Origin of the sequence: Metabacillus bambusae, from assembly GCF_017497975.1 — a bacterium.
GTDB lineage: Bacteria > Bacillota > Bacilli > Bacillales > Bacillaceae > Metabacillus > Metabacillus bambusae.
In genome coordinates, this window is record NZ_JAGDEL010000009.1 from 115,931 (window position 1) to 137,875 (window position 21,945).

Annotated in this window: 16 protein-coding genes; 11 read left to right on the forward strand and 5 right to left on the reverse strand. The window is 37.7% G+C overall.

Annotation, left to right across the window (positions count from 1 at the left end):
* Positions 1-6 precede the first annotated feature (6 nt).
* Positions 7-2,112 carry a metallophosphoesterase family protein gene (locus I7822_RS13600; protein WP_207979025.1) on the reverse strand — a complete coding sequence of 702 codons (2,106 nt, stop codon included), beginning with the start codon at positions 2,110-2,112 and terminating at the stop codon, positions 7-9.
* A gap of 155 nt (positions 2,113-2,267) precedes the next feature.
* On the opposite strand from I7822_RS13600, the gene I7822_RS13605 reads away from it, so the two are divergent.
* The 5 genes from I7822_RS13605 to I7822_RS13625 all read left to right on the forward strand — a co-directional run bounded on the left by I7822_RS13605 (position 2,268) and on the right by I7822_RS13625 (position 6,985).
* Positions 2,268-3,026: a threonine/serine exporter family protein gene (locus I7822_RS13605; protein WP_207979027.1), complete on the forward strand. Its 759-nt coding sequence runs from the start codon at positions 2,268-2,270 to the stop codon at positions 3,024-3,026.
* A gap of 251 nt (positions 3,027-3,277) precedes the next feature.
* Positions 3,278-3,721, forward strand: coding sequence for a threonine/serine exporter family protein (locus I7822_RS13610; protein WP_207979029.1), 444 nt, complete (start codon positions 3,278-3,280; stop codon positions 3,719-3,721).
* A 98-nt stretch (positions 3,722-3,819) separates the two neighbouring features.
* Entirely contained in the window at positions 3,820-4,719 is a 900-nt protein-coding gene (gene purU, locus I7822_RS13615) for a formyltetrahydrofolate deformylase (protein ID WP_207979031.1), read from the forward strand.
* Positions 4,720-4,905: 186 nt separating this feature from the next.
* On the forward strand, positions 4,906-5,730 hold the full coding sequence (locus tag I7822_RS13620; protein ID WP_207979033.1) for a uroporphyrinogen-III synthase: 825 nt from the start codon (positions 4,906-4,908) through the stop codon (positions 5,728-5,730).
* Positions 5,731-6,001: 271 nt separating this feature from the next.
* Positions 6,002-6,985, forward strand: a complete 984-nt coding sequence (locus I7822_RS13625) for an aldo/keto reductase (RefSeq protein WP_207979040.1) — start codon at positions 6,002-6,004, stop codon at positions 6,983-6,985.
* Positions 6,986-7,123: 138 nt separating this feature from the next.
* Here I7822_RS13625 and I7822_RS13630 read toward each other — a convergent pair whose 3' ends face one another.
* From I7822_RS13630 to I7822_RS13640, 3 genes are all read right to left on the reverse strand, one after another.
* The gene (locus I7822_RS13630) at positions 7,124-8,320 is read right to left on the reverse strand and encodes an MFS transporter (RefSeq protein ID WP_207979041.1); all 1,197 of its coding nucleotides are present in this window, start codon (positions 8,318-8,320) and stop codon (positions 7,124-7,126) included.
* A gap of 6 nt (positions 8,321-8,326) precedes the next feature.
* The gene (locus I7822_RS13635; RefSeq protein WP_207979045.1) at positions 8,327-8,755 is read right to left on the reverse strand and encodes a MarR family winged helix-turn-helix transcriptional regulator; all 429 of its coding nucleotides are present in this window, start codon (positions 8,753-8,755) and stop codon (positions 8,327-8,329) included.
* A gap of 220 nt (positions 8,756-8,975) precedes the next feature.
* On the reverse strand, positions 8,976-10,181 hold the full coding sequence (locus tag I7822_RS13640) for an MFS transporter (RefSeq protein ID WP_207979046.1): 1,206 nt from the start codon (positions 10,179-10,181) through the stop codon (positions 8,976-8,978).
* A 290-nt stretch (positions 10,182-10,471) separates the two neighbouring features.
* On the opposite strand from I7822_RS13640, the gene nirB (I7822_RS13645) reads away from it, so the two are divergent.
* From nirB (I7822_RS13645) to cobA, 5 genes are all read left to right on the forward strand, one after another.
* Entirely contained in the window at positions 10,472-12,817 is a 2,346-nt protein-coding gene (gene nirB / locus I7822_RS13645) for a nitrite reductase large subunit NirB (RefSeq protein WP_207979048.1), read from the forward strand.
* A gap of 43 nt (positions 12,818-12,860) precedes the next feature.
* Complete coding sequence (gene nasC / locus I7822_RS13650) at positions 12,861-14,993, forward strand: assimilatory nitrate reductase catalytic subunit NasC (protein WP_207979049.1); 2,133 nt, start codon at positions 12,861-12,863, stop codon at positions 14,991-14,993.
* Between the two features lie 414 nt (positions 14,994-15,407).
* On the forward strand, positions 15,408-17,822 hold the full coding sequence (gene nirB / locus I7822_RS13655) for a nitrite reductase large subunit NirB (protein WP_207979051.1): 2,415 nt from the start codon (positions 15,408-15,410) through the stop codon (positions 17,820-17,822).
* Between the two features lie 84 nt (positions 17,823-17,906).
* A complete protein-coding gene (nirD, locus tag I7822_RS13660) occupies positions 17,907-18,230 on the forward strand; it encodes a nitrite reductase small subunit NirD (RefSeq protein ID WP_066338261.1) in 324 nt (107 codons plus the stop codon).
* Between the two features lie 131 nt (positions 18,231-18,361).
* Positions 18,362-19,849, forward strand: coding sequence for a uroporphyrinogen-III C-methyltransferase (gene cobA, locus I7822_RS13665; RefSeq protein WP_207979053.1), 1,488 nt, complete (start codon positions 18,362-18,364; stop codon positions 19,847-19,849).
* A 314-nt stretch (positions 19,850-20,163) separates the two neighbouring features.
* On the opposite strand, the gene I7822_RS13670 is transcribed toward cobA, so the two are convergent.
* Positions 20,164-20,313: a hypothetical protein gene (locus I7822_RS13670; protein WP_207979055.1), complete on the reverse strand. Its 150-nt coding sequence runs from the start codon at positions 20,311-20,313 to the stop codon at positions 20,164-20,166.
* Between the two features lie 498 nt (positions 20,314-20,811).
* Here I7822_RS13670 and desB point away from each other — a divergent pair, with 498 nt between their 5' ends.
* Positions 20,812-21,930, forward strand: coding sequence for a Delta(10) desaturase DesB (gene desB / locus I7822_RS13675; RefSeq protein WP_207979056.1), 1,119 nt, complete (start codon positions 20,812-20,814; stop codon positions 21,928-21,930).
* Positions 21,931-21,945 lie beyond the last annotated feature (15 nt).

Sequence of the window (21,945 nt, forward strand, 5' to 3'; positions counted from 1 at the left end):
TATTAGTTAGCAGTCTTCCTTCTTCTTTAAAGGTAGAGACTCAAACCTTCCATATTGTTCATTAGAGTCAAGTAATAGCATATTTTGAATAGCCTTATTCGTTCGTGTCAAAAGACCTAGGTTATTAGCTGTTTCTATGATAGTGCCATGTTCTAAAGATTGATAGCTAATTTTTTCTTTCCACACTACGTTTCCTGACTGATGAGATAAGTCACTCTCTTTGAGAATATGATTCTGATCATCATAATATTTGTTTACCGTTTTCCCCTTTTGTCTGAGTGTCGTAATCCAAACAATGAGTTTGAGCAAACTCCCGAACAATCCTTCAAAGCTCATGTTCTTCATTGGACTACTTGTCAGCTGATAGATAGTGAGATGTTCTTTGTTTATTTCGACATCAGCTTTTACATTTGAAGCATAATGAACATCCCCCGATAAAATGATGCATTCGCTAGGCTTCCATTCCTTAAGGTGATGAAGAAAAGAAGAGAAGCCTTCAATATTATATTTCCAAGCTTCGAAGTCTAATTTGTAATGGACTGGGACACCTAGTGCTCGAAATGGGTAGATATTGTTTTTAAAAAAAGATTCGATCAAACCGATTCCATATAGTGGTGCTGGAGAAGCGATTATGAGAGGTTCCCCTTTATTCCAACCGCTATCTTGTAATGTTTGATCAACAAGCTCCCATCCCTTTTCCCCAATTAACTTAGGCGTTTTTGCCGTTTCTTTAATCAAATTCATCCATTTTACATGCTTTGAAGTTGAATCATATTCTCGTAATGTTCGAGTATCAAGGAATAGTGTCAAAGGTGTAGTTGGAGCGGTAAAATGCCATGATTGAAATTCCTCCAACGTTTGAAGCCAGTACTTGTAAGCGGGTGTTCCTACATGGAAACCTTTGAAATACTGCTTCATGGCTGTAATAAAGGTTTGGTCAAAACGGCTTGGGTCATTTCCCCACCCTTGGAAAGCCCAGTATGCAGCAAGACCGTTAGCGATTGTATGTCTTCCTAATGGAGCAGTATGGACTTGTTTTTTCCATTCTAATGAAATATTCCAGTCATCTGTAATATCATGATCATCAAATATCATATAGGTGGGGATATTGGCTAATAAGCGTCGAACCTTTGCAACCGACTGTTGGAATTGGTTGATATCGAGTAATTGTTCATGATAGCGATCCTTACGCTGGAGATACTCATCATGATGCTCCTTAAGAGACGTTGCCTTTTTAGGAAAAGTAAAATGAACCAGATTGTTTTGATAAGCTTCCTCGAACGTATACAGCACATTCTCTTCCTTCGCCGCTTGCCAAAGTACTGGACTCCAGCTTAATAAGTACATTGTTGCATATTCTCCGAAAGTCATAAGGTGGTTGTATGCATTGGAAGAGGTGAATTTACAAAGCTGTTCGACAATAAATTGTCTGCCCTGGATTTTTGTTATGCGCTGTTTAAGGCTACTCCTTTTAAGAGACGGCTCCACTATTGATAAGTCTTCCTGTTCATCTCCTATTAATTGATGGCTCATTTCTTGGATAATAGGAAAAATTGGATCTGCAACATCGTCTGCATAGATTTGATCACCTAACATATAGAGGGAGCTAGGCCTCGCTTCTTTATCTAATGGTTTTTGTGCAATCATTTCGTCTGCCTTTGCTAAGGCATCCTGTCCTTTTCCGTGTAATTTTCTGCATGAGCCATAAAGAATGGTTGATTCTGCTTTTGAATTAATATAGAAGGTAGGATATGAGAAATCACCATAGATAATTGAGTTAGGGTTGTCAGGAGAAAGTAGACCCAGGCTGTTTAAATCATATCTATTAGATCCCCTTGTAAAAAACAAATTATAGCCAAGTAATTGATCAACAGGTAGGTTTTCTTGTGAAGGTGTGATGTGTACTAAATGGACAAAGAGTTGTTTTCCAAGACGAACAGATTTTAACTTTGTACGAACTTGTAGCTGTTTATCACCTTTGTTAGTTTGATTGCCTATTTGATAAAGATCTGCTTCTATATGAAAGTCCTTGCTTGTAGTAATCCAAATATACACCTGTGTTGGGTCTACTTTGCGAATGATCGGTCCTGATAATAGGATTGGAAGTTCCATTATTCAAGTCACCGCCTGAATAGGTATTTATACTAAGCTATTCAGGTGGTAATAAAATGGTGAGGACAGGGAAAAGTCAAAGAAGGAAAGAAAGATTTGCTTAAATGAACCTTCTTCATTAAACTCTATATAGACATCTGTTATGGAGTGAAGGAATGTTGGAAAATAAACAAAATCAAACGTTTGAGATTATCGAGGTGTGTTTATTAGCTGGAAAGATCATGCTTAGAAGTGGTGCGGAGACGTATCGGGTTGAAGATACGATGATGCGCATAGCGGCGGCCTATGGTATTTTACATTCACATAGCTATGTTACTCCTACTGGGATCATTTTTTCTATAGACAGTCATAACCCAACAAAATTAGTAAGAATCGTCGACCGTTCAACAGACCTACAAAAGGTGGCAAAAGTGAATAGTGTCTCAAGATTAATCAGTAGTGGAGAGCTTTCAGTTCAAGAGGCATACGAACATCTAAAAGAGATAGAAAATGATGCACATGCATACCCCATTTGGTTACAGATTGCTGCTGCATCTATAGCGAGTGGTTGTTTTTTAATTATGTTTAAAGGTGGCTGGACTGATTTTCTTCCCGCATTAATTGCCGGAGGAATTGGATTCTCATGCTTGATCTATATCCATCAATTAGTAGAAATAAAGTTTTTCGCAGAGTTTTTAGCATCCTTTATTATCGGGTTGATAGCTGTATTGTTTGTTGTGATAAGCCTTGGAACGGAGCTTGATAAAATCATTATTGCATCCGTAATGCCGTTAGTTCCGGGCTTGTTAATTACTAATGCAGTTAGAGATTTAATGGCGGGACATTTAGTTTCTGGTATTTCAAAAGGGGCTGAAGCGTTTTTAACAGCATTTGCGATCGGAGCGGGTGTTGCTGTTGTCTTTTCATTTTATTAAAGGCTGACTCGCCAAACTGTGTTGCTATTTACCAAATAATGCGGTGTGGTTGATTTCCACTCCAGTTGCTTGCTTTCCGCGGGGCGGGCGGTGAGCCTCCTCGGCGTAAACGCCTGCATGAGTCTCACCTGTCCCGCTGTTCCCGCAGGAGTTTCGCAATCCGTTCCAATCAACTTGAATTAGTTTTTGTTTTAAAAGTAACAATCTCTTAGAAATCAGCCTTATTAAAAGTAAGGCAGGGGGCTTACATTATGATCGAACAGTTTATTACTAGCTTTATTGCGTCATCTGCATTTGGAATCATCTTTAATGCACCAGTTAAAACGTTATTCAAGTGTGGTTTCGTTGGAATGGTCGGCTGGATGGTTTATATTGGTCTTTATGAATACACACTAGATAGTGTATTTGCGACACTAATTGCATCTTTCTTTATAGCGATTATTAGTCAATTTTTTGCTAAGGCCTACAAAACACCAATGATTATTTTTAATGTTTCAGGTATCATACCACTAGTACCAGGTGGTTTAGCTTACGATGCAATGAGGCAGGTCGTAGAAAATGATTATAATGCCGCAATTCCTCTTGCTGCAAAAGCGTTTATGATCTCTGGTGCAATCGCAATCGGGTTGGTTTTATCAGAAGTTATTAACCAGATTATTCGAAAGGCTAGTCTTAGGAAAACGATGCAATCCTAAATGGGTGTATTTCCTAATAAAAAAATTCACTAAAATTCTTAACCAATTAAGCTTGCTCATGTATAATGTTTTTCATCACTTATAGAGAGGTTTTAACAATGAATTCATATATTAAAGATCAAATAGAATTATTTCAGGAACGTAATCAGAATCGTGGACGTCTTTTAGTTAGTTGCCCGGATCAACCAGGGATTGTTTCGACAATCTCAAAGTTTTTGTTTTCACATCATGCAAATATCATTGAATCAAGTCAGTATTCAACAAATCCAGAAGATGGAACGTTTTTCATTCGTATTGAGTTTGAATGCCCTAATCTTAAAGAGAAAGCGAAAGACATGGAGCATCAGTTTGCTGAATTGGCGAAAGAATTTTCATTTGAGTGGAAATTAACTCATGTTTACCATGTGAAAAAAGCGGCTATCTTTGTATCAAAAGAGCTACACTGCTTGCTTGAGCTTTTATGGGAATGGCAAAGTGGAGATTTAATGGCTGATATTGCCCTTGTCATAAGTAACCACGAAGAAGCAAGAGATGTTGTGGAAGGACTTAATATCCCGTTTTATCACATTCCGGCTAATAAAGATATTCGCGCTCAAGTCGAAGAAAAGCAATTACAGTTATTAAAAGACTATGATATTGATTTAATTGTACTAGCTCGTTATATGCAAATCCTAACACCAAATTTTGTAGCAGCGAATCCTAATAAAATTATTAATATCCACCATTCATTCTTACCTGCCTTTATTGGAGCAAGACCATATGAACGAGCGTATGGGCGTGGCGTAAAATTAATTGGTGCAACCTCACATTATGTTACAAATGATCTTGATGAAGGACCAATTATCGAGCAGGATATCGGTCGTGTCGATCACCGAGATAATGTTGATAATTTGAAAAAAATTGGTCGTTCGATTGAAAGAAGCGTACTAGCAAGAGCGGTAAAATGGCATTTGGAAGACCGCATTATTGTTCATCAAAATAAAACGATTGTTTTTTAATGTGAATCCCCTTTTTAAGGGGTTTTTTATTTATCACGATTATGTAAGTTGTTGTCTTTGCAGATTTTTTCTAAAATATAACGAAGTGTAATCGCTACCATTTTATATAGAAGAAACAGAATAAACTATCTATTAAGAAATGATGATACAATATTAGCAATTAGAAAATAACTGGGAGGGATTGTCGTGAAACGATTAAATGGCAAAACCATTGCACTGGCAGGACAGAGAAAGTCTGAGGAATTAAGTAAGCTCGTTGAGAATTTAGGTGGTGTCGCTTTAGTACGCCCAGCGCAGGGTACGGTTTTTCTTGATGATTCCAATGTGGAAAAGGAAATCCAAGCCTTGGTGGATGGGAACTTTGATTGGCTAATTTTCACGACAGGCTTAGGGACAGACAAACTTTATCAAACGGCTGTGAATATCGGCTTAGGTGAAAAATTTATTGAAGCCTTAAAAAAATCAAAGGTGGCAGCAAGAGGGTATAAAACTGTTAATGTATTAAAGAAGCTAGGAATTATACCTATTGTAAGAGATGATGATGGGAGCACTGCAGGGCTAGTAAGAGAATTAAACGCCCATCGTTTAACGGGCTTACGTGTTGCTCTTCAGCTACATGGTGATCCAGCTCCAGTATTGATTGACTGGCTTGAGGAACAGGGTGCAGAATATAGAGAAATCTTACCTTATAAGCATATTCCCCCTAAACCTGAAGTGATGGAGCAGTTGGTTGGTGAAATATTAAGAGGTGAGATTGATGCGGTAAACTTCACCAGCACACCACAAGCACGTTTTTTAATGGCGCATGCTAAGGAAAAGGGTGTAGAGGAGGAAGTGTTACATGCCTTTGCAACAAATGTTATCGCTGTTTCAGTTGGAAAAGTAACTGCCCAAGCGTTGCGAGAGGTTGGCATTACTCGAATGGTTGTACCAGAAGAGGAGCGAATGGGTAGTGCGATCATTGCACTAGTTCACTTTTATCAGGAGTTGCAAGCGAACAAACCTGAATAGTACGATTGTGGAGATGTGATTTTCCGTTACAAGTAGTAACGAGGTTGACTCAGGTAGGGCCAGGCTACTGGTTGAGTCAACCTCGTTTTTTTGAGGAAAACCGAGTCATTTATAATAATATGGGATGTGTGAAATCGAAAAAAGCACTTCCTATTGTTAAATGTAGGATGAAGACTTAAGGCTAATTACTTTTGTTAGCGCTTTAATTTTACTATAATTAACTTGTTCAAGGCATTATACAAAAGCTACATAATTAGGGATGGTGGAGAACGTGAATTATCGTCAGCTAGGTGATACAGAGTTAAAAGTCAGTGAATTAAGCTTTGGTACATGGGCAATTGGTGGCTCTTGGGGGAAATCTGATGACCAGGAAGCGTTAAAGGGATTAGAGCGTGCGATGGATGCAGGGGTTAATTTCTTTGATACTGCAGATGTTTATGGAGATGGCCACAGTGAAGAGTTATTGGCAAAAGCGACAAAGGGAAAAGAAGATAAAATTCACATTGCAACAAAGTTTTGCCGTGCAGGAGATATTTTTGATCCAGAAACCTATTCTGAAAAGTCCGTAACTGAATATTGTGAAGCAAGCTTAAAAAGACTTCAGCGTGAAGCGATTGATCTTTATCAAATTCACTGTCCACCTATGGAAATCCTAAAGGATGGCAGTGTCTTTAATGTGCTAGATAAGCTGCAACAGCAGGGGAAAATTCGCCACTATGGTGTTAGTGTAGAAACGGTGGAAGAAGGCTTACTTTGCTTGGAGCAAGCTAATGTAAAAGCACTGCAAGTTATTTTTAATATCTTCCGCCAAAAGGCAGTTACTGAATTACTTCCACAAGCAAAGGAAAAAGGTGTTGGTCTATTAGCACGGGTTCCTTTAGCAAGTGGCTTGTTAACAGGTAAATTTACAAAACAAGCAAAATTTGAGGCTGATGACCATCGTAGCTTCAATAAAGATGGTGAGCACTTCAATGTAGGTGAAACATTTGCAGGTGTAGAATTTTCAAAAGGTGTCGAGTTAAGTGAACAGCTTAGCTGGATCGCTGACGGACGTGGAAATATGACGAGAGCAGCACTGCGTTGGATTCTTGATCATGAGGAAATTACGACTGTTATACCTGGATTTAAAACAGTTAAACAAGTTGAAGATAATCTGCAAGCGACAGTGGTTCAATCATTTAGTGAAGCAGAATTAAAACAACTATCAACATTCTATAAACAGGAAATCCATCCGAATATTCGTGGTGCATACTAAAAAGAATTAGAGTTAAAGCCTTTCTCGGACTTTAACTCTTTTTGATTCATTTCACCGAAAGACAGATTAAATAACTAAAAAAGGCCGATCTACTATATAAAGTAGTCAGCCGTCTATTCTTAAGTGAAGTACTTTCCGTTAATGAGTCTCCTTCAAATTGAACTTTGTCACTTCTTTTCGATGTAAGACCAATTTATAACACACAATGACAATAATCATAAATATAGCTGTATAGAAATACAGATGGCCGTAACCAAGCTGTGTAGCAACGATGCCTAGGATGTATGAGCCTGCAGCAATTCCTGTATCAAAGAGTGTGAAAAATGTTGCTGTAGCATGCCCGCTTCTATTGCGATCAGTTGCTTGGATGGCAAGTGTTTGCAAGGAAGGGACGACGGTTCCATAGCCAAGCCCAATGAATGCTCCTGATAAAAGCAGCATGAACGAAGTTTGAGTTATACTTAATAAAACCAATCCGATCAGGAATAATCCGAGTGCTGGATAGATAACAATATGGGGCCCTTTTGAATCAAATAAACGGCCACTAAAAGGACGAGCAATTAGCATGACAATAGCAAAGACCACGAAGAAAAAGCTAGCTGCATCTAATAAATTGAGCTCTTGTGCATAAATAGATAAAAATGAAAGGACACTTGAATAAGCAACGGCAACTAAACTACCGATAAAAGCTATTGGTAATGCCTTTCGATCAATCAGGTCGGAAAGCTGTAAACTTTTCTTGCTCTTCGTTACTTTTGAATGTGCTTCATTTATTTTACTTGAAGCAGTAAACAGTACTCCTGCTGTAATTAATAAAGCAAACACAAGAAAGAGAATAGAAAATGATGCAACTTGTATTAGAGTTAGTGCGATTAGCGGACCAAAAACAACAGCAAGGTTCGTTGACATCACAAAATATCCAAGACCTTCTCCACGCCTTTTTATTGGAACGAGATCAGCTGCAATCCCACCAGTCGCTGTCGTTGCAATACTAAACCAAATTCCTTGAAAGAATCGCAGTGCAAGTAATAACGTATAGTTTTCAATCCAAAGGTACATAAACGAGCACAGTGTAAAGAAAATAAGACTTATCATTAACATACTTTTTTTGCCAAAATCCTCTAATAACTTCCCTGAAAATGGACGAACGATGATGGCGGAAAGAAGGAAAATAGTTACGATAAGACCTGCATCGATCTCGGAACGATGTAGTTCATCGACTACATATATTGGTAAGGAGGTTAATAAGCCGTAAAAGGCAATAAAGATAAAAAAGTTACTTAAGGAAATACTGATAAAGCTTTTGGTCCAAATTGGTTGTTTTTCATTGTTCATCCGAATTTATTCCTCCTCTTCATGTAATGATGTACCTAGTTTGTTTAATAAGTGGAAGAAGTAATCCTTTTCTTCGTTTGATAAATTTTTCACCATCCTCTGTTCAAAGGATTTCACTTCATCTTCAACAGCTGGTAAATGTTGAATGGCTTTATCTGTCAGTGATACAAGACGTTCACGTTTATCGCTACCCTGTGTTCGTTTTACCCAACCACTTTCCTCGAGCTTCACCAAGGTTCTTGTAACTGTAGGTGCTTCAACTACTAAATAACGCCAAATATCACTTTGTGTCATTGGTCCATTAATCTTTAGGCAATAAAGTATCGACCATTGGGAACTATATAAATCGTGTTTTTGCAACTGTTCATTTAGCTCTTTCGTCATGAAGCGAGTTTTTCGATAAAGTGTATGAAATAGCTTGTTTGTGTTTTCCATCTGATGTCACCTCGTTTTATTTACTTAGGTAAGTATCGTTTATTTACCAACTGGTGAAGGTCCAACTTTATATACGTAAGTAAGTGATTAATATTTACCTAGGTAAATATCCTGCTTAATAAGCATATCAGAAATTAGAAATTTGTAAAGGAAGCAGCATGATGTGGCAAAGAAAAAAACCTTGGCTAGAGTGAGCCAAGGGTAGGTAATGCGAGCTAAATTAAATCTTTACGGTATCGCTTTTTAAATTCCACGATTTCTTCCAAGAGTAGCTTGCTAATAGCAATATAACAAATGCTAACAATGCTATGACAGAAAAGGTAATGAATCCAGAAGAGTAAGAGCCTGTCAGTTCTTTTAAGGTACCTAAAATGTTTGGCAAAAAGAATCCGCCAATTCCGCCGGCAGCACCTACGATTCCCGTGATCATCCCGATTTCTTTTTGGAAACGCTGTGGGACTAACTGGAATACCGCACCATTTCCCATACCTAAACACATCATACCTATAAATAATAGAGCAGTAATTGCTAATAACGGAGGTAGTTGACTAACGCCAAGCATACAAATGGCAACCCCGATAAATAAGAAAGATAAAACCTTCACACCGCCAACTCTGTCAGCAATAAAACCTCCTACAGGTCGGAAGAAGCTTCCTGCTGCAACGCAAATGGTAACAAAATCTCCTGCTTGGACATTTGATAATTGGTATTCATCAACAAAAAACATACTCAAAAAGCTTGATAGGCCGACAAAACCGCCAAATGTCACACTATAAAGTAAACAGAAAAACCATGTATCTTTATAAGCAAATACTTTGAAATAGTTTGCTAGTGGCTGTGGTGCTGGTTGTGTTGGTGCATCCTTCGCTAAAACAATAAAAATCACAAATGTTATAAGAAGAGGAATAAGGGCAATTCCCATCGTTACATGCCAGCCAAAATTTTCAGCTAACCGAGGACCAAATAATGTTGCTAGTAAAGTACCACTGTTTCCTGCACCAGCAATTCCCATTGCTAAGCCTTGGAGGTGTGGAGGATACCATCTGCTTGCCATTGGTAAAGAAACGGCGAAGCTTGCACCAGCAACCCCTAATAAAATCCCAATCATATATAACTCAGGTAGTGTGTTACCTGCAATTAATCCCCAAAGTAAAGGGATCGTGGTAATGCTCATTCCTAAAATAGCTGTTTTCTTAGGTCCGATTCGGTCCGTTAATATCCCGAGTATAATTCGGAAGAAGGAACCTGCTAAAATCGGAACTGCAACAATTAGCCCTTTTTGGGATGGTGATAAACCAAAATCTTGAGTGATGAAAACTCCAAGGGCGCCAAGAATAACCCAAATCATAAAGCTTACATCAAAATACAAAAAGGAAGAAAAAAGAGTTTTCGGGTGACCACTTGTTTTTAATTCAGATAATTTCATATGTGTTACTCCTTTCAATAGTTGAACTAGTTATTTGAATTTTCTGTCCTGTTGTTCATGAGGTCATTATAATGGGGGGGGAAATAGTATAAAAGTTACTTGTGAGCAAATATAACATGGAATTATTTTTTATGAAGAATATATAAAGATTAAAAATAGCTGTGATGAAGTTGATGAGTAAAAGTAAGATTTCGTGTTAGGAAATGTGACAACAATAATTTGTTGAGAGGAATTATATGAAATAATGAAACCATTAGATGAGGTCAGACCATTGATGCTGGAGGGTTAAGATGAAGCAAAAATTGGTAGTTATCGGAAATGGAATGGCGGGTGTCCGCTGTGTTGAAGAGATATTAAAGCATAATTCTCAAGATTTTGATGTTTCGATCATAGGGAGTGAACCACACCTTAATTATAATCGGATTTTATTGTCCTCTGTATTACAAGGAGAGGCAACATTTCAAGATATAACGATTAATGATATCGATTGGTATGAACTGAATCGAATAAAGCTTTTTTCTGGTGAAGCAGCTATTAAAATAGATTCACATAAAAAAGAAATCACTACAGATCAAAATCGCTCACTACCATATGACAAATTAATTATTGCAACTGGATCGTCACCTTTTGTTCTTCCTGTTCCAGGAGTTGAGAAAAATGGAGTTGTTACATTTCGAACAATAGAGGATTGTAAAGCAATTATTGAAACGTCAGATAAGGCGAAAAAAGCTGTAGTTATTGGTGGAGGAGTATTAGGACTAGAGGCAGCTAGAGGTCTTTTGAATCTTGGTTTAGATGTAAAGGTTGTTCACAATACAGATTACTTAATGCAACGTCAACTTGATGTTACTGCGTCAAACATGCTGAGAGAAAAATTAGAGAAACAAGGTATTGGATTTCTTTTAGGTAAGGTAACACAAGAAATCGTTGGCGATAACAAAGTAGAGGGACTCCTTTTTACTGATGGATCTTCAATAGATGCAGATTTAGTTGTGATGGCTGTCGGTGTCATACCGAATATTGAGATGGCAAAAACCAGTGGGATTCTTACGGATCGAGGAATTGTTGTCAATGACTTTATGGAAACCAGTATTTCAGATATTTATGCAGTTGGAGAGTGTGTCCAACATAATGGAGTAGTCTATGGATTAGTCAAACCACTATATGAACAAGGTCAAGTGTTGGCAAAGCATATTTGTGGTTTAGCTGAACAAGGATATAAGGGCTCAATCTTATCAACTAGCTTAAAGGTTCCTGGTATTGACCTCTTTTCCGTAGGAGAATTTGATGAGGATGATACGACTAAGACGTTAAAGATGTTGAATGAAATGGATGAAGTATATAAAAAAATTGTCGTCCGTGGAGATATAATTGTTGGCGCTGTGTTATTTGGAGATACAAACGATCAATCAAGACTATTAGATTTAATTGTAAAAAGAAAACATGTTAGTGATGAAGAAAAACGAAAGATCCTCGAATCAGCGAATAAAGATGCATCTTCGATAAAATCAATGAAGGCAAGTGAGATCATTTGTAATTGTAATGGTGTATCTAAAGGAACAATTATCGAGGCTGTTCAGCAGAAAGGATTAACATCAGTTGAACAAGTGAAACAGTGTACAAAGGCATCTGGCTCATGTGGTGGCTGCAAATCACTTGTCTCAGATTTGCTTGCTTATATTCATAGTGATGAATGTGAGGAAATCTTTCAGCAAAAGTCACTATGTGCTTGTACATCGTTAACAGAGGATGAGGTTGTATTACAAATACAACAACGAAATCTATCTACATTACAAGATGTGTTTGTTGAGCTTGGTTGGAAAACGAAGAGTGGATGCTCGAGTTGTGCTCCAGCTATTAGTTATTATTTAGCGATGATATACCCAGATACTGATGGTCTAAATGAAAAATTCTCTGTCAATGAAAATATTGGGGCCTATCTAGAAAAGGATGGCACATATTCTGTCGTTCCGCAAATGTATGGAGGGATGACAAACGCAGCGGAGTTTCGAAGGCTTGCTAGTATTATCGAAAAATTTAAGATAACCAATGTTGGCATAACTGCTGAACAAAGAATTCAACTAAAAGGTATTGAAAAGGAGCATATTCAAGCTGTTTGTTCAGAATTAAATATGCAATTAAGTCCAGTGCGTACTAATACGATCCGTCATGTGAATACTTGTTTTGGTGAACAAATATGTCAGTGTGAAAACAAACACGCCTTACAATTAGCGATTGAATTGGAAAAGGAAACGGAGTATTTATTAACACCTCATAGAGTCGTATTAGGTATATCAGCCTGTAAACATAGAGAAATAGATATGATAACAAAGGATATTAGTATAATTGGAGTCAACAGAGGATGGGAAATCTACGTGGGTGGAAGTAGTAATCCTAGCGTTAAGCAAGGCGAATTATTTACAGTAGCCAGTAACAGTCAGGAAGCGAAACAGTTAATATGTGGATTTGTCCAATATTACAGAGAGACAGCGAACTACCTTGAGCAAATAGGTGAATGGATCGAAAGAGTAGGCTTGATCCATATAAGGGAAGTACTTTTTGAGGATTCATTACGAGATCAGTTGGTTGAACGCCTTGAGGCAGAAGTGCTTCCATTTGTGGGAAAGCCTGTATAAATAGATGAAAATCATAAATTAATAGAATAAAGGATGATGTGCCTTGACCGAGTTATTATTAAAATATTTCCGGACAAAGCAACAAGAAGTACAATCAGAAAAAGTATATGAAACGCAATGTCCGTTTTGTAGTATGCAATGTAAGATGCAATTAATTGAACAATCAATTGTTTCAAGAAAAAAGTACACAACGGTAGGGAAAGATAACCCTACATCTGAAGGTAGATTATGTATTAAAGGAATGAATGCCCATCAGCATCCCTTTCATCAAGATCGTATTACCTACCCGTTATTAAAGGTGAATGGGGAATTTGTTCGTATTTCATGGCAGGAAGCATTAGCCCATATTAAAGAGCAATTTACAGAAATTCAAGCCGTCGATGGACTAGATGCATTATCCGTGTATGGTAGTGCCTCCATCACAAATGAAGAAGCATACTTGCTCGGTAAATTTGCCAGAGTAGCATTAAAAACGCGTTATATCGATTACAATGGTCGATTATGCATGTCTGCAGCAGCAACTGCAGCAAATCAAACCTTTGGTCTTGACCGCGGATTAACAAATGCGCTAACAGAAGTACCGTTCACACGAGTGATTATTTTAGCTGGTACAAATATTGCCGAATGTCAGCCAACAATTATGCCTTATTTTGAAAAGGCTAAAGAAAATGGGGCCTATATTATCGCAATTGACCCACGTGAAACGGGAACAACCCAAATTGCTGATTTGCACCTAAAGGTTAAACCAGGTATGGATGCTGCCCTAGCTAATGGGTTATTAAAGGTTATTATTGAAGAAAATTTGCTTGATGAACAATTTATCGAAGAAAGAGCGACAGGATTTGAGGAAGTAAGGGAATATGTAACGTCTTTATCCTTAAATGATCTCTCAGAAATGACTGGAGTTCCGAGTGAACAAATCAGGTTAGCAGCTATTAAATTTGCTAGTGAAGAATCGGGCATGCTTTTCACAGCAAGAGGGGTAGAACAGCAAATTGATGGAACTGCAGCTGTGAGGAATTTACTGAATATTTTGATCTCAACAGGAAAAATAGGCAAACCATACTCTGGCTATGGCGCAATTACTGGGCAAGGAAATGGACAAGGGGCACGCGAGCATGGGCAAAAAGCCGACCAACTACCAGGCTATCGATTGATAGAAAATGAAGAACACAGAGCATATATTTCGAGTGTTTGGGGTGTTGACAAGGAAGAGCTACCTAGAAAAGGTGTATCAGCCTTTGAGATGTTTAAAAAGATTGATGACGGCGAAATAACAGGGATGTTTCTTATGTGCTCAAATCCAGTCGTGTCCAATCCAAATGCACATTTTGTAAAAGCTGCCTTAAAAAAATTAAAGTTTTTAGTTGCTGTTGATATGTTTATTTCTGAGACAGCCAAGCTGGCTGATCTTATCTTACCAGCGTCTTCCTATTTAGAAGATGAAGGAACAATGACTAATTTAGAAGGAAGAGTCACCCTCAGAGAAGCGAGTCGTCCATGTCCTGGTGAAGTAAAACATGACTGGGAAATCATTTGCGAGATTGCTAAAGTGCTTGGTAAAGAGGAGTATTTTTCATATAAAAATGCAGAGGACATTTTTAATGAATTAAGATTAGCTAGTCGAGGTGGGACAGCTGATTATTACGGGATAACCTATGAACGTATAAGAAAAGAAAAAGGCATTCTCTGGCCTTGTCCTGAACTAGAACATCAAGGTACAACACGGCTATTTGAAGAATCATTTGCCCATCCAGATGGAAAAGCAAAGATGATCGCTGTACCAAACATACCAGAGGTGCCAAAGGAAAAACCGAGTGAAGAATTCCCGCTGTATTTAACTACAGGAAGAGTGATGTCACATTATTTAACAGGAGTACAAACAAGGAAAAGTGCTGCACTTGCAGCAAGAAACTTTGAATCCTATCTTGAAATTCATCCAGAGACAGCGAAAAGGTATAATATTGACAATAATCGCTTAGTATCTGTTGCCTCTAAGCGAGGAAAGATTGTAGTAAGAAGTAAATGGTCAGATAAAATAAGGCAAGATACTGTGTTTGTTCCATTTCACTGGGCAGATAGTCAAAATGTAAACCTGTTAGTTGGTGAAGAATTAGACCCATCGTGTAAAATGCCTGGTTTTAAAGTAAGTGCTGTAAATGTAACACCAGTTTAGAATGCAAAGAGTTGGAGTTAGAGGTGCAAAAATGCACCTCTTTTTTTCATTCTTAAGTAGTAAAGAAGATAGGTGTGGGATGCATGCCTGTTTAGATCCGATAGGTCTCGCTTTAATTTGGGATTTGTCGTTATTAGTCGAATGGTCGATATCTTGGTGAATTCGGTTGATATATCACTGATTTCGGACAATAAAGTAAAAAAATGGTCGATAAAATATGCGCACCCGACAATATAACAAGAAATATGGACAATAAGCCATATTTCATTTAGTAAGATGGATAACTCTCGACTCGATCTCAAAGGGATGATCATGACACAAAATAAAACAATGTCAGAAAACCTAACATGTATGTAAAATCTTTTATTTCACCGTGCTATAGTAGAGGAAACTTTCCAAGGGGAGGAAAATCAGGTGGAAAAAAAGAAATTAGTTCTAATAGGAAATGGAATGGCCGGTGTAAGAGCGATCGAAGAAATTTTAAAGGTTTCGAAAGATTTATTCGATATAACAATCTTTGGGAGTGAACCACATCCTAACTATAATAGAATCCTATTATCAAAGGTGTTACAGGGAGATACCAAGGTAAAAGATATTACACTAAATGACTGGGAATGGTATGAAGAAAATAATATTACCCTCTATACAGGTGAAACAGTAACGAAAATTAATCCAGAGATGATGGCAGTCGTATCAGATAAAGGTAGAGTTGTACCATATGATGAATTGATTATCGCAACTGGATCTGTACCATTTATCCTTCCACTACCTGGTGCTGATAAGCAAGGTGTTACAGCATTCCGTGATATTAAAGATACCGACATTATGCTAGAAGCATCTAAAAATTATAAAAAAGCAGCAGTTATAGGCGGAGGCTTACTTGGATTAGAAGCAGCACGTGGCTTATTAAACTTAGGGATGGATGTCTCTGTTATTCATATCGCTCCAACATTAATGGAACGCCAGCTAGATGAAACAGCTGGACGCCTTTTACAAAAAGAACTTGAAAAACAAGGAATGAAATTTTTATTAGAAGCGCAAACACAAGAAATTTACGGGGCAGATCGAGTAGAAGGATTGAAATTTAAAGATGGAACACATCTTGAAGCAGACTTAGTTGTTATGGCAGTTGGGATTAAGCCTAATATCGAGTTAGCTAAAGAAAGTGGGATAGCTGTTAATAGAGGAATCATCGTAAATGACTTTTTACAAACAGATCTTCCACATGTTTATTCTGTTGGTGAATGTGCCGAGCATAACGGAATTCCATATGGTCTAGTTGCTCCTTTATATGAGCAAGCCAAAGTACTAGCTAGTCACATTTGTGGTCAAGAAGCAGCACCATATCAGGGTTCTGTATTATCCACTCAATTAAAGGTTTCTGGTGTTGAAGTATTTTCAGCAGGTGACTTTATGGATGGTGACGACAAAAAGTCTCTAAAAATATTTGATGAACAAGATGGAATTTATAAAAAGATTGTTTTAAAAGGAAATAAAATTGTCGGAGCCGTATTATTTGGAGATAGCAAAGAAGGAAATCGACTGTTTTCGATGATTAAAAAAGAAGCAGACATTTCAGATACAGAAAAGATCACAATTTTGCAGCCGGTAGGAGAGGAAGCTGGCGCTAGCTTAGTTGCTTCAATGAGCGCTGATGAAATCATCTGTGGGTGTAACGGGGTTTCAAAGGGTGCGATCGTTCAAGCGATTCAGGAAAAAGGCTGTACTTCTGTTGACGCAATTAAAGCATGTACTAGTGCTTCTCGATCTTGTGGAGGATGTAAACCACTAGTTGCAGATGTCCTGCAGCTTACCCTTGGATCTGAATTCGATGCTTCCGCACAAAAAGAGGCAATTTGTGGATGTACGACATTATCTCGAGAAGAAATTGTCGATGGCATTAAAGAGAAAGGTCTAACACATATAAGAGAAGTCATGAATGTTCTTGGATGGGAATCTGAAGAAGGCTGTTCAAAATGTCGTCCAGCTGTTAACTATTATTTAGGAATGGTAAATCCAAAACAATATGAAGATGAAAGAGAATCACGCTTTGTTAATGAGCGTATGCATGCAAATATTCAAAAGGATGGAACATACTCAGTTGTCCCTAGAATGTACGGTGGTGTCACAAATGCAAACGAATTACGCCGTATTGCAGATGTTGTTGAAAAATATGAAATTCCATTAGTAAAAGTAACCGGTGGACAACGTATTGACCTGTTTGGTGTTAAAAAAGATGACCTACCAAAGGTATGGCAGGATCTAGATATGAATTCAGGCTATGCATATGGAAAATCACTACGTACAGTGAAAACATGTGTTGGTGAAACATTCTGTCGCTTTGGTACCCAAGATTCAATGGGCTTAGGAATTGACCTTGAAAAGAAATTTGAAGGATTACAAACACCTCACAAAGTAAAAATGGCTGTATCTGCTTGTCCTAGAAGCTGTGCAGAATCAGGTTTTAAAGATATTGGATTCATTGGTATTGATGGTGGATGGGAAATCTACGTTGGTGGAAATGGTGGTACACATGTACGTGGAGGAGACTTATTATACAAAGTAAAAACAGATCAAGAAGCAATGGAAATTACCGGTGCATATTTACAATATTATCGTGAAACAGCAAACTATTTGGAACGTACTTCAGCATGGATCGAACGTGTTGGCTTAGCTCATGTCCAATCCGTACTAGATGATAAAAACAAGCGTACAGAGTTAAATGCTCGTATGGATGAGGCGCTATCTGTTTATAAGGATCCTTGGAAAGAAATTATTGAGAGCAAGAAAACAACGAAGGAACTATTTGAAACAGTTGGCATTTCTTGATCTGTGAACTGTTAGAAAAGAAACGTTCTTTTATCAAGGTATACACATAAAAAACAGAATATTTCGTCAAGGAGGAAGATGGACATGAAGGAAATGACAAAAACAAAGGTGTACGTTGGTCCCCTTTTAGAATTACCAGAACGAGTTGGAAAAACTGTTCAATTAGAAAAGGATAAGGAAGTTGCAGTTTTTAAACTTTCTAATGGAACAGTCAAAGCTGTGGAAAATAAATGTCCTCATAAAGGCGGAGTCTTGAGTGAAGGAATTGTTAGTGGAGAGCATGTGTTTTGTCCGATGCATGACTGGAAGATCTGCCTAGAAGACGGTAAGGTTCAAGCACCAGACTTTGGCTGTGTCAAAAAATATGAAACTCTAATCGAAGAGGGAGATGTATTCCTCTTAATTTAACCAAATAGGGGAGAAAACAAAAGTAAAGTAGCTAAAGGGTTCTTATGCCAATTAAGAGAGTGTCCTCCCTTACTTTGAGAACAACAAAGTGCATGAATAATTAAACAAAATGTTAAGGGAGGAATGGAAAAATGCGGATAGGTAAGGTGTATTTAGTTGGGGCTGGTCCTGGAGATAGTGAGTTAATAACAGTAAAAGGGATGGAAGTTATTAAAAAGGCGGAGGTTATCCTTTACGATCGCTTAGTTAACCCCAAACTACTTGATTATGCTAATGCAGACTGTGAATTGATCTATTGTGGGAAGCTTCCTACCCGACATTTTATGAAGCAGGAGGAGATAAATCGGACATTGCTTGAAAAGGCATTGGCTGGTTTTACAGTTGTAAGGCTAAAAGGTGGAGATCCTAGCGTCTTTGGAAGAGTTGGCGAGGAAGCTGAAGTTCTAGCCGAACAAAATGTAGCCTATGAAATTGTACCCGGGATAACCTCGGGTATTGCAGCTCCTCTTTATGCAGGAATTCCTGTTACACATCGCGATTACGCAGGCTCCTTTGCAATGGTGACAGCACATGATAAATCAAAAAATGGTAAGCCTGATATCGATTGGGAAGGGCTGGCTAGAGGTGTCCAAACGATTGCGTTTTATATGGGGGTCTCAAATTTAGAACATATATGTGAAAATCTTATTCTTCACGGGAAAGCACCAGATACTCCTGTTATCGTGATTCGCTGGGGCACTTGGAGTAGACAGGAAAGTGTAGTCGGTACGCTTTCATCTATTGTTGAAAAGGTCCGGGAGGGAAACATTGAAAACCCGGCTATTACCTTAGTTGGTGATATTGTAGCGACTAGGGAAAAAATAAAATGGTTTGAGAAAAAACCGTTGTTTGGCCAACAACTTCTCTATGTTCGCGGATGTGCTGAAGAAGAGTGTTTCGCACATGAGTATGTAGATCAAGGAGCAGACGTAATTGAATTCCCTAAGTGGGAAATAAATGAAGGCTCTTTAGATGTTAAGGTCAGAAAAAAGTTAACTGTTTATAAAAGAATGCTTTTTATGTCAACAGAAGCGGCAACGAACTTTTTTAAGCTATTAAAAAAGTACAAAATAGATATTCGACAATTACAAGCAAGACTTTTTTGTAAGCAATTATCAACAATTAAGCTCCTAGAAGATAAAGGATTCCTTGCAGGATTAGCAGATGAAATAGATAGTGAAGGAAGCTTATTAATAATTGGATCAAATGATCATTGTGAAAAGAAATGGAAGCTTGATTACAAATATGGTGAACATGATTATGCTGGTGTTTATCAAGCATCAATTGATAAAAGGTACGAACCGATTATTAGGAGGTCAATTGAAGATGCTTCAATCTCAGCAATTCTCTTTTCCACAAGTGATTCAGTTCACACTTTTATGAAGCAAGCTACACATTATGGCGTATCTATTCAGTCATTAGCATCAACTACTGATTTCATCTGCCTAAGTAAACAAGCATGGCTAACTGCTACTAATTATGGTCTTCAACCAAAAATGCAGGATGAAAATAATAAATTATCGGTAGGAGACTATTCACAGAAGAGCACTGAGTTAATCGTTTCATCTAAAACGTACTAAAAAGGCTGAATCAATAAGATGCTCTTGCTTAAATGGAGTAGGTCTTATTGATTCAGCTTTTATTTTTTAAAATCAAATTTAGGCTTGATGAAGTAAGGATAATTGTATAAATTTGCAAAAAATCAATATCCTTTCAAGTATAATTACAATAAGGTTGTGGGATAATCTATTGCTGTAGGAAGGAAAGAAATCGGAACTTTTTACCTTGTTTTTATAAGCGAAAAAAGGGTTTGAAAATAGATGAACAATTATGTTTTCCCACGCTTAATTAAAGTTAAGATTTTCGTTGACTCCGTTTTTCCTTCGTCATATCATCAATATTCTATTTCTTCATAATCCTTTGGTTGAGGAAGTGGTTGTTCTGGAAGTGTTATGTTGTATTCTGAAAGAGCATCAGATTTCCTTTTGTATATTTTTCCACCATTGGGGTTTTTCATATTTTTATCATGATTTATTTTATTCAAATTGACCATCTCCTTTTTGTAATGTTAGTTTTTAGTCTGTCCAAAATGGGTATTAACATGAAGAAATAAAAGCTTATTTTACTTGTTAAAAATTCACACATCAGTCACTCTACCACCTATTATTAGCACCTGGTAATAATGTTACATTGCTATTTATCATTTAGCTTGGTACGATAAACCATGTTGCTGTTAATGGGATAAGGCTCTTTTCTACGAGAAAACTGATTCAGGTTGATTGGAACGGATTGCGAGACTCCTGCGGGAGTAGCAGGACAGGTGAGACTCATGCAGGCGTTTACGCCGAGGAGGCTCACCGCCCGCCCTGCGGAAAGCGAGCATCCCTCGCTGCAATCAACCATACCGGACTACTTGGTAAATAGTGAAAAAGCCTAAGATAAAGATCGGGAAAGAATATTAATAATAACTTTCTAATCCAGATGTGGTCGATTTTTGACACTAACATTAACGTATATAGTTGATTATGGAAGGAGTAATGTTGTGAAAGAACTTCATTCATTTGCATGGTATGCAGCGCGTATATCTCCAAAATTACCGAAAAAGGCATTTAAGCCTGTCCCTGGACGCCTCTGGGGAGGATTAGCCTATCTGCTAATTGTCATTGCAGGGTTTTTAACAATCGGTTTATTTTCTTTAAACCCGTTTATTTACTTAGCCATTGCAATAGTACTTGGTACTAGTTTTGCAGCAATGGGATTTCTTGGGCATGAAATTTTACATGGCACGGTTGTTAGAAAACCGTGGCTACGAGATTTATTAGGTGCCATTGCTTTTTGGCCATTAAGCACTGGACCAAGATTGTGGAGAAAGTGGCATAACTTAACACATCACGTTCATACACAGAAAGAGGATCATGATCCAGATTCATGGCCAACACTAGAAAGGCTTTCTAAAACGAAAGTCTTACGTTGGATCTATCGTTTACCACAGGGATTTCGTGCATTTGTAAGCTTTTGTTCATTAACAGTTATGTTTTCATTACATTCAGCAAAAATGTTTACTGCTTATATAAAAGAATTTAATCCAAAGCATCAGCCTTCAGTATGGATGCAATTCATCTTACCATGGGTATTTTGGATATCCCTATTATTCATTATGGGGCCATTTAAATGGTTTTTTGCTTTCTTATTACCGTTATTTATTGCGAATGCCATTGTTATGGGGTATATCTCAACAAACCACCGCTTGAACCCGATTACTGAGGTGAATGACCCATTAGCAAATAGCTTAACGGTAACTGTCCCAAAATGGGTTGATTTCTTACACTTTAACTTTTCATATCATACAGAGCATCATCTTTTTCCAGGGATGAGCTCAAAGTATTACCCATTAGTGAAGGAACATATTAAAAGTATGTGGCCTGAGCGCTATCATGAAATGTCTTTAGGAAAAGCGTTAGTAGCACTCTGGAAAACACCACGTATTTACTATGAAGGAAATAAACTAATAGATCCTAGACAGGGACATGTATATGAAACGTTAGGTCATGGACTAGACATTTCAAACATAACCTTTCACAAGCTTGATAAGGCAGATACTTTAGTTAGAATCATTAAGAAATCAAAGGCGAAAATTGGTAAAGTTGTTAAAGAGGAATAAGAAAAGCGCAAGCGC

Bases quoted from the DNA above. Each gene is read 5' to 3' on its own strand.
- I7822_RS13610 (WP_207979029.1), top strand. From the start codon at position 3,278: ATGATCGAACAGTTTATTACTAGCTTTATTGCGTCATCTGCATTTGGA.
- I7822_RS13600 (WP_207979025.1), bottom strand. From the start codon at position 2,112: ATGGAACTTCCAATCCTATTATCAGGACCGATCATTCGCAAAGTAGAC.
- nirD (WP_066338261.1), top strand. From the start codon at position 17,907: ATGAAGGAAATGACAAAAACAAAGGTGTACGTTGGTCCCCTTTTAGAA.
- I7822_RS13630 (WP_207979041.1), bottom strand. From the start codon at position 8,320: ATGAACAATGAAAAACAACCAATTTGGACCAAAAGCTTTATCAGTATT.
- I7822_RS13635 (WP_207979045.1), bottom strand. From the start codon at position 8,755: ATGGAAAACACAAACAAGCTATTTCATACACTTTATCGAAAAACTCGC.
- purU (WP_207979031.1), top strand. From the start codon at position 3,820: ATGAATTCATATATTAAAGATCAAATAGAATTATTTCAGGAACGTAAT.
- nirB (WP_207979048.1), top strand. From the start codon at position 10,472: ATGAAGCAAAAATTGGTAGTTATCGGAAATGGAATGGCGGGTGTCCGC.
- I7822_RS13605 (WP_207979027.1), top strand. From the start codon at position 2,268: ATGTTGGAAAATAAACAAAATCAAACGTTTGAGATTATCGAGGTGTGT.
- cobA (WP_207979053.1), top strand. From the start codon at position 18,362: ATGCGGATAGGTAAGGTGTATTTAGTTGGGGCTGGTCCTGGAGATAGT.
- I7822_RS13640 (WP_207979046.1), bottom strand. From the start codon at position 10,181: ATGAAATTATCTGAATTAAAAACAAGTGGTCACCCGAAAACTCTTTTT.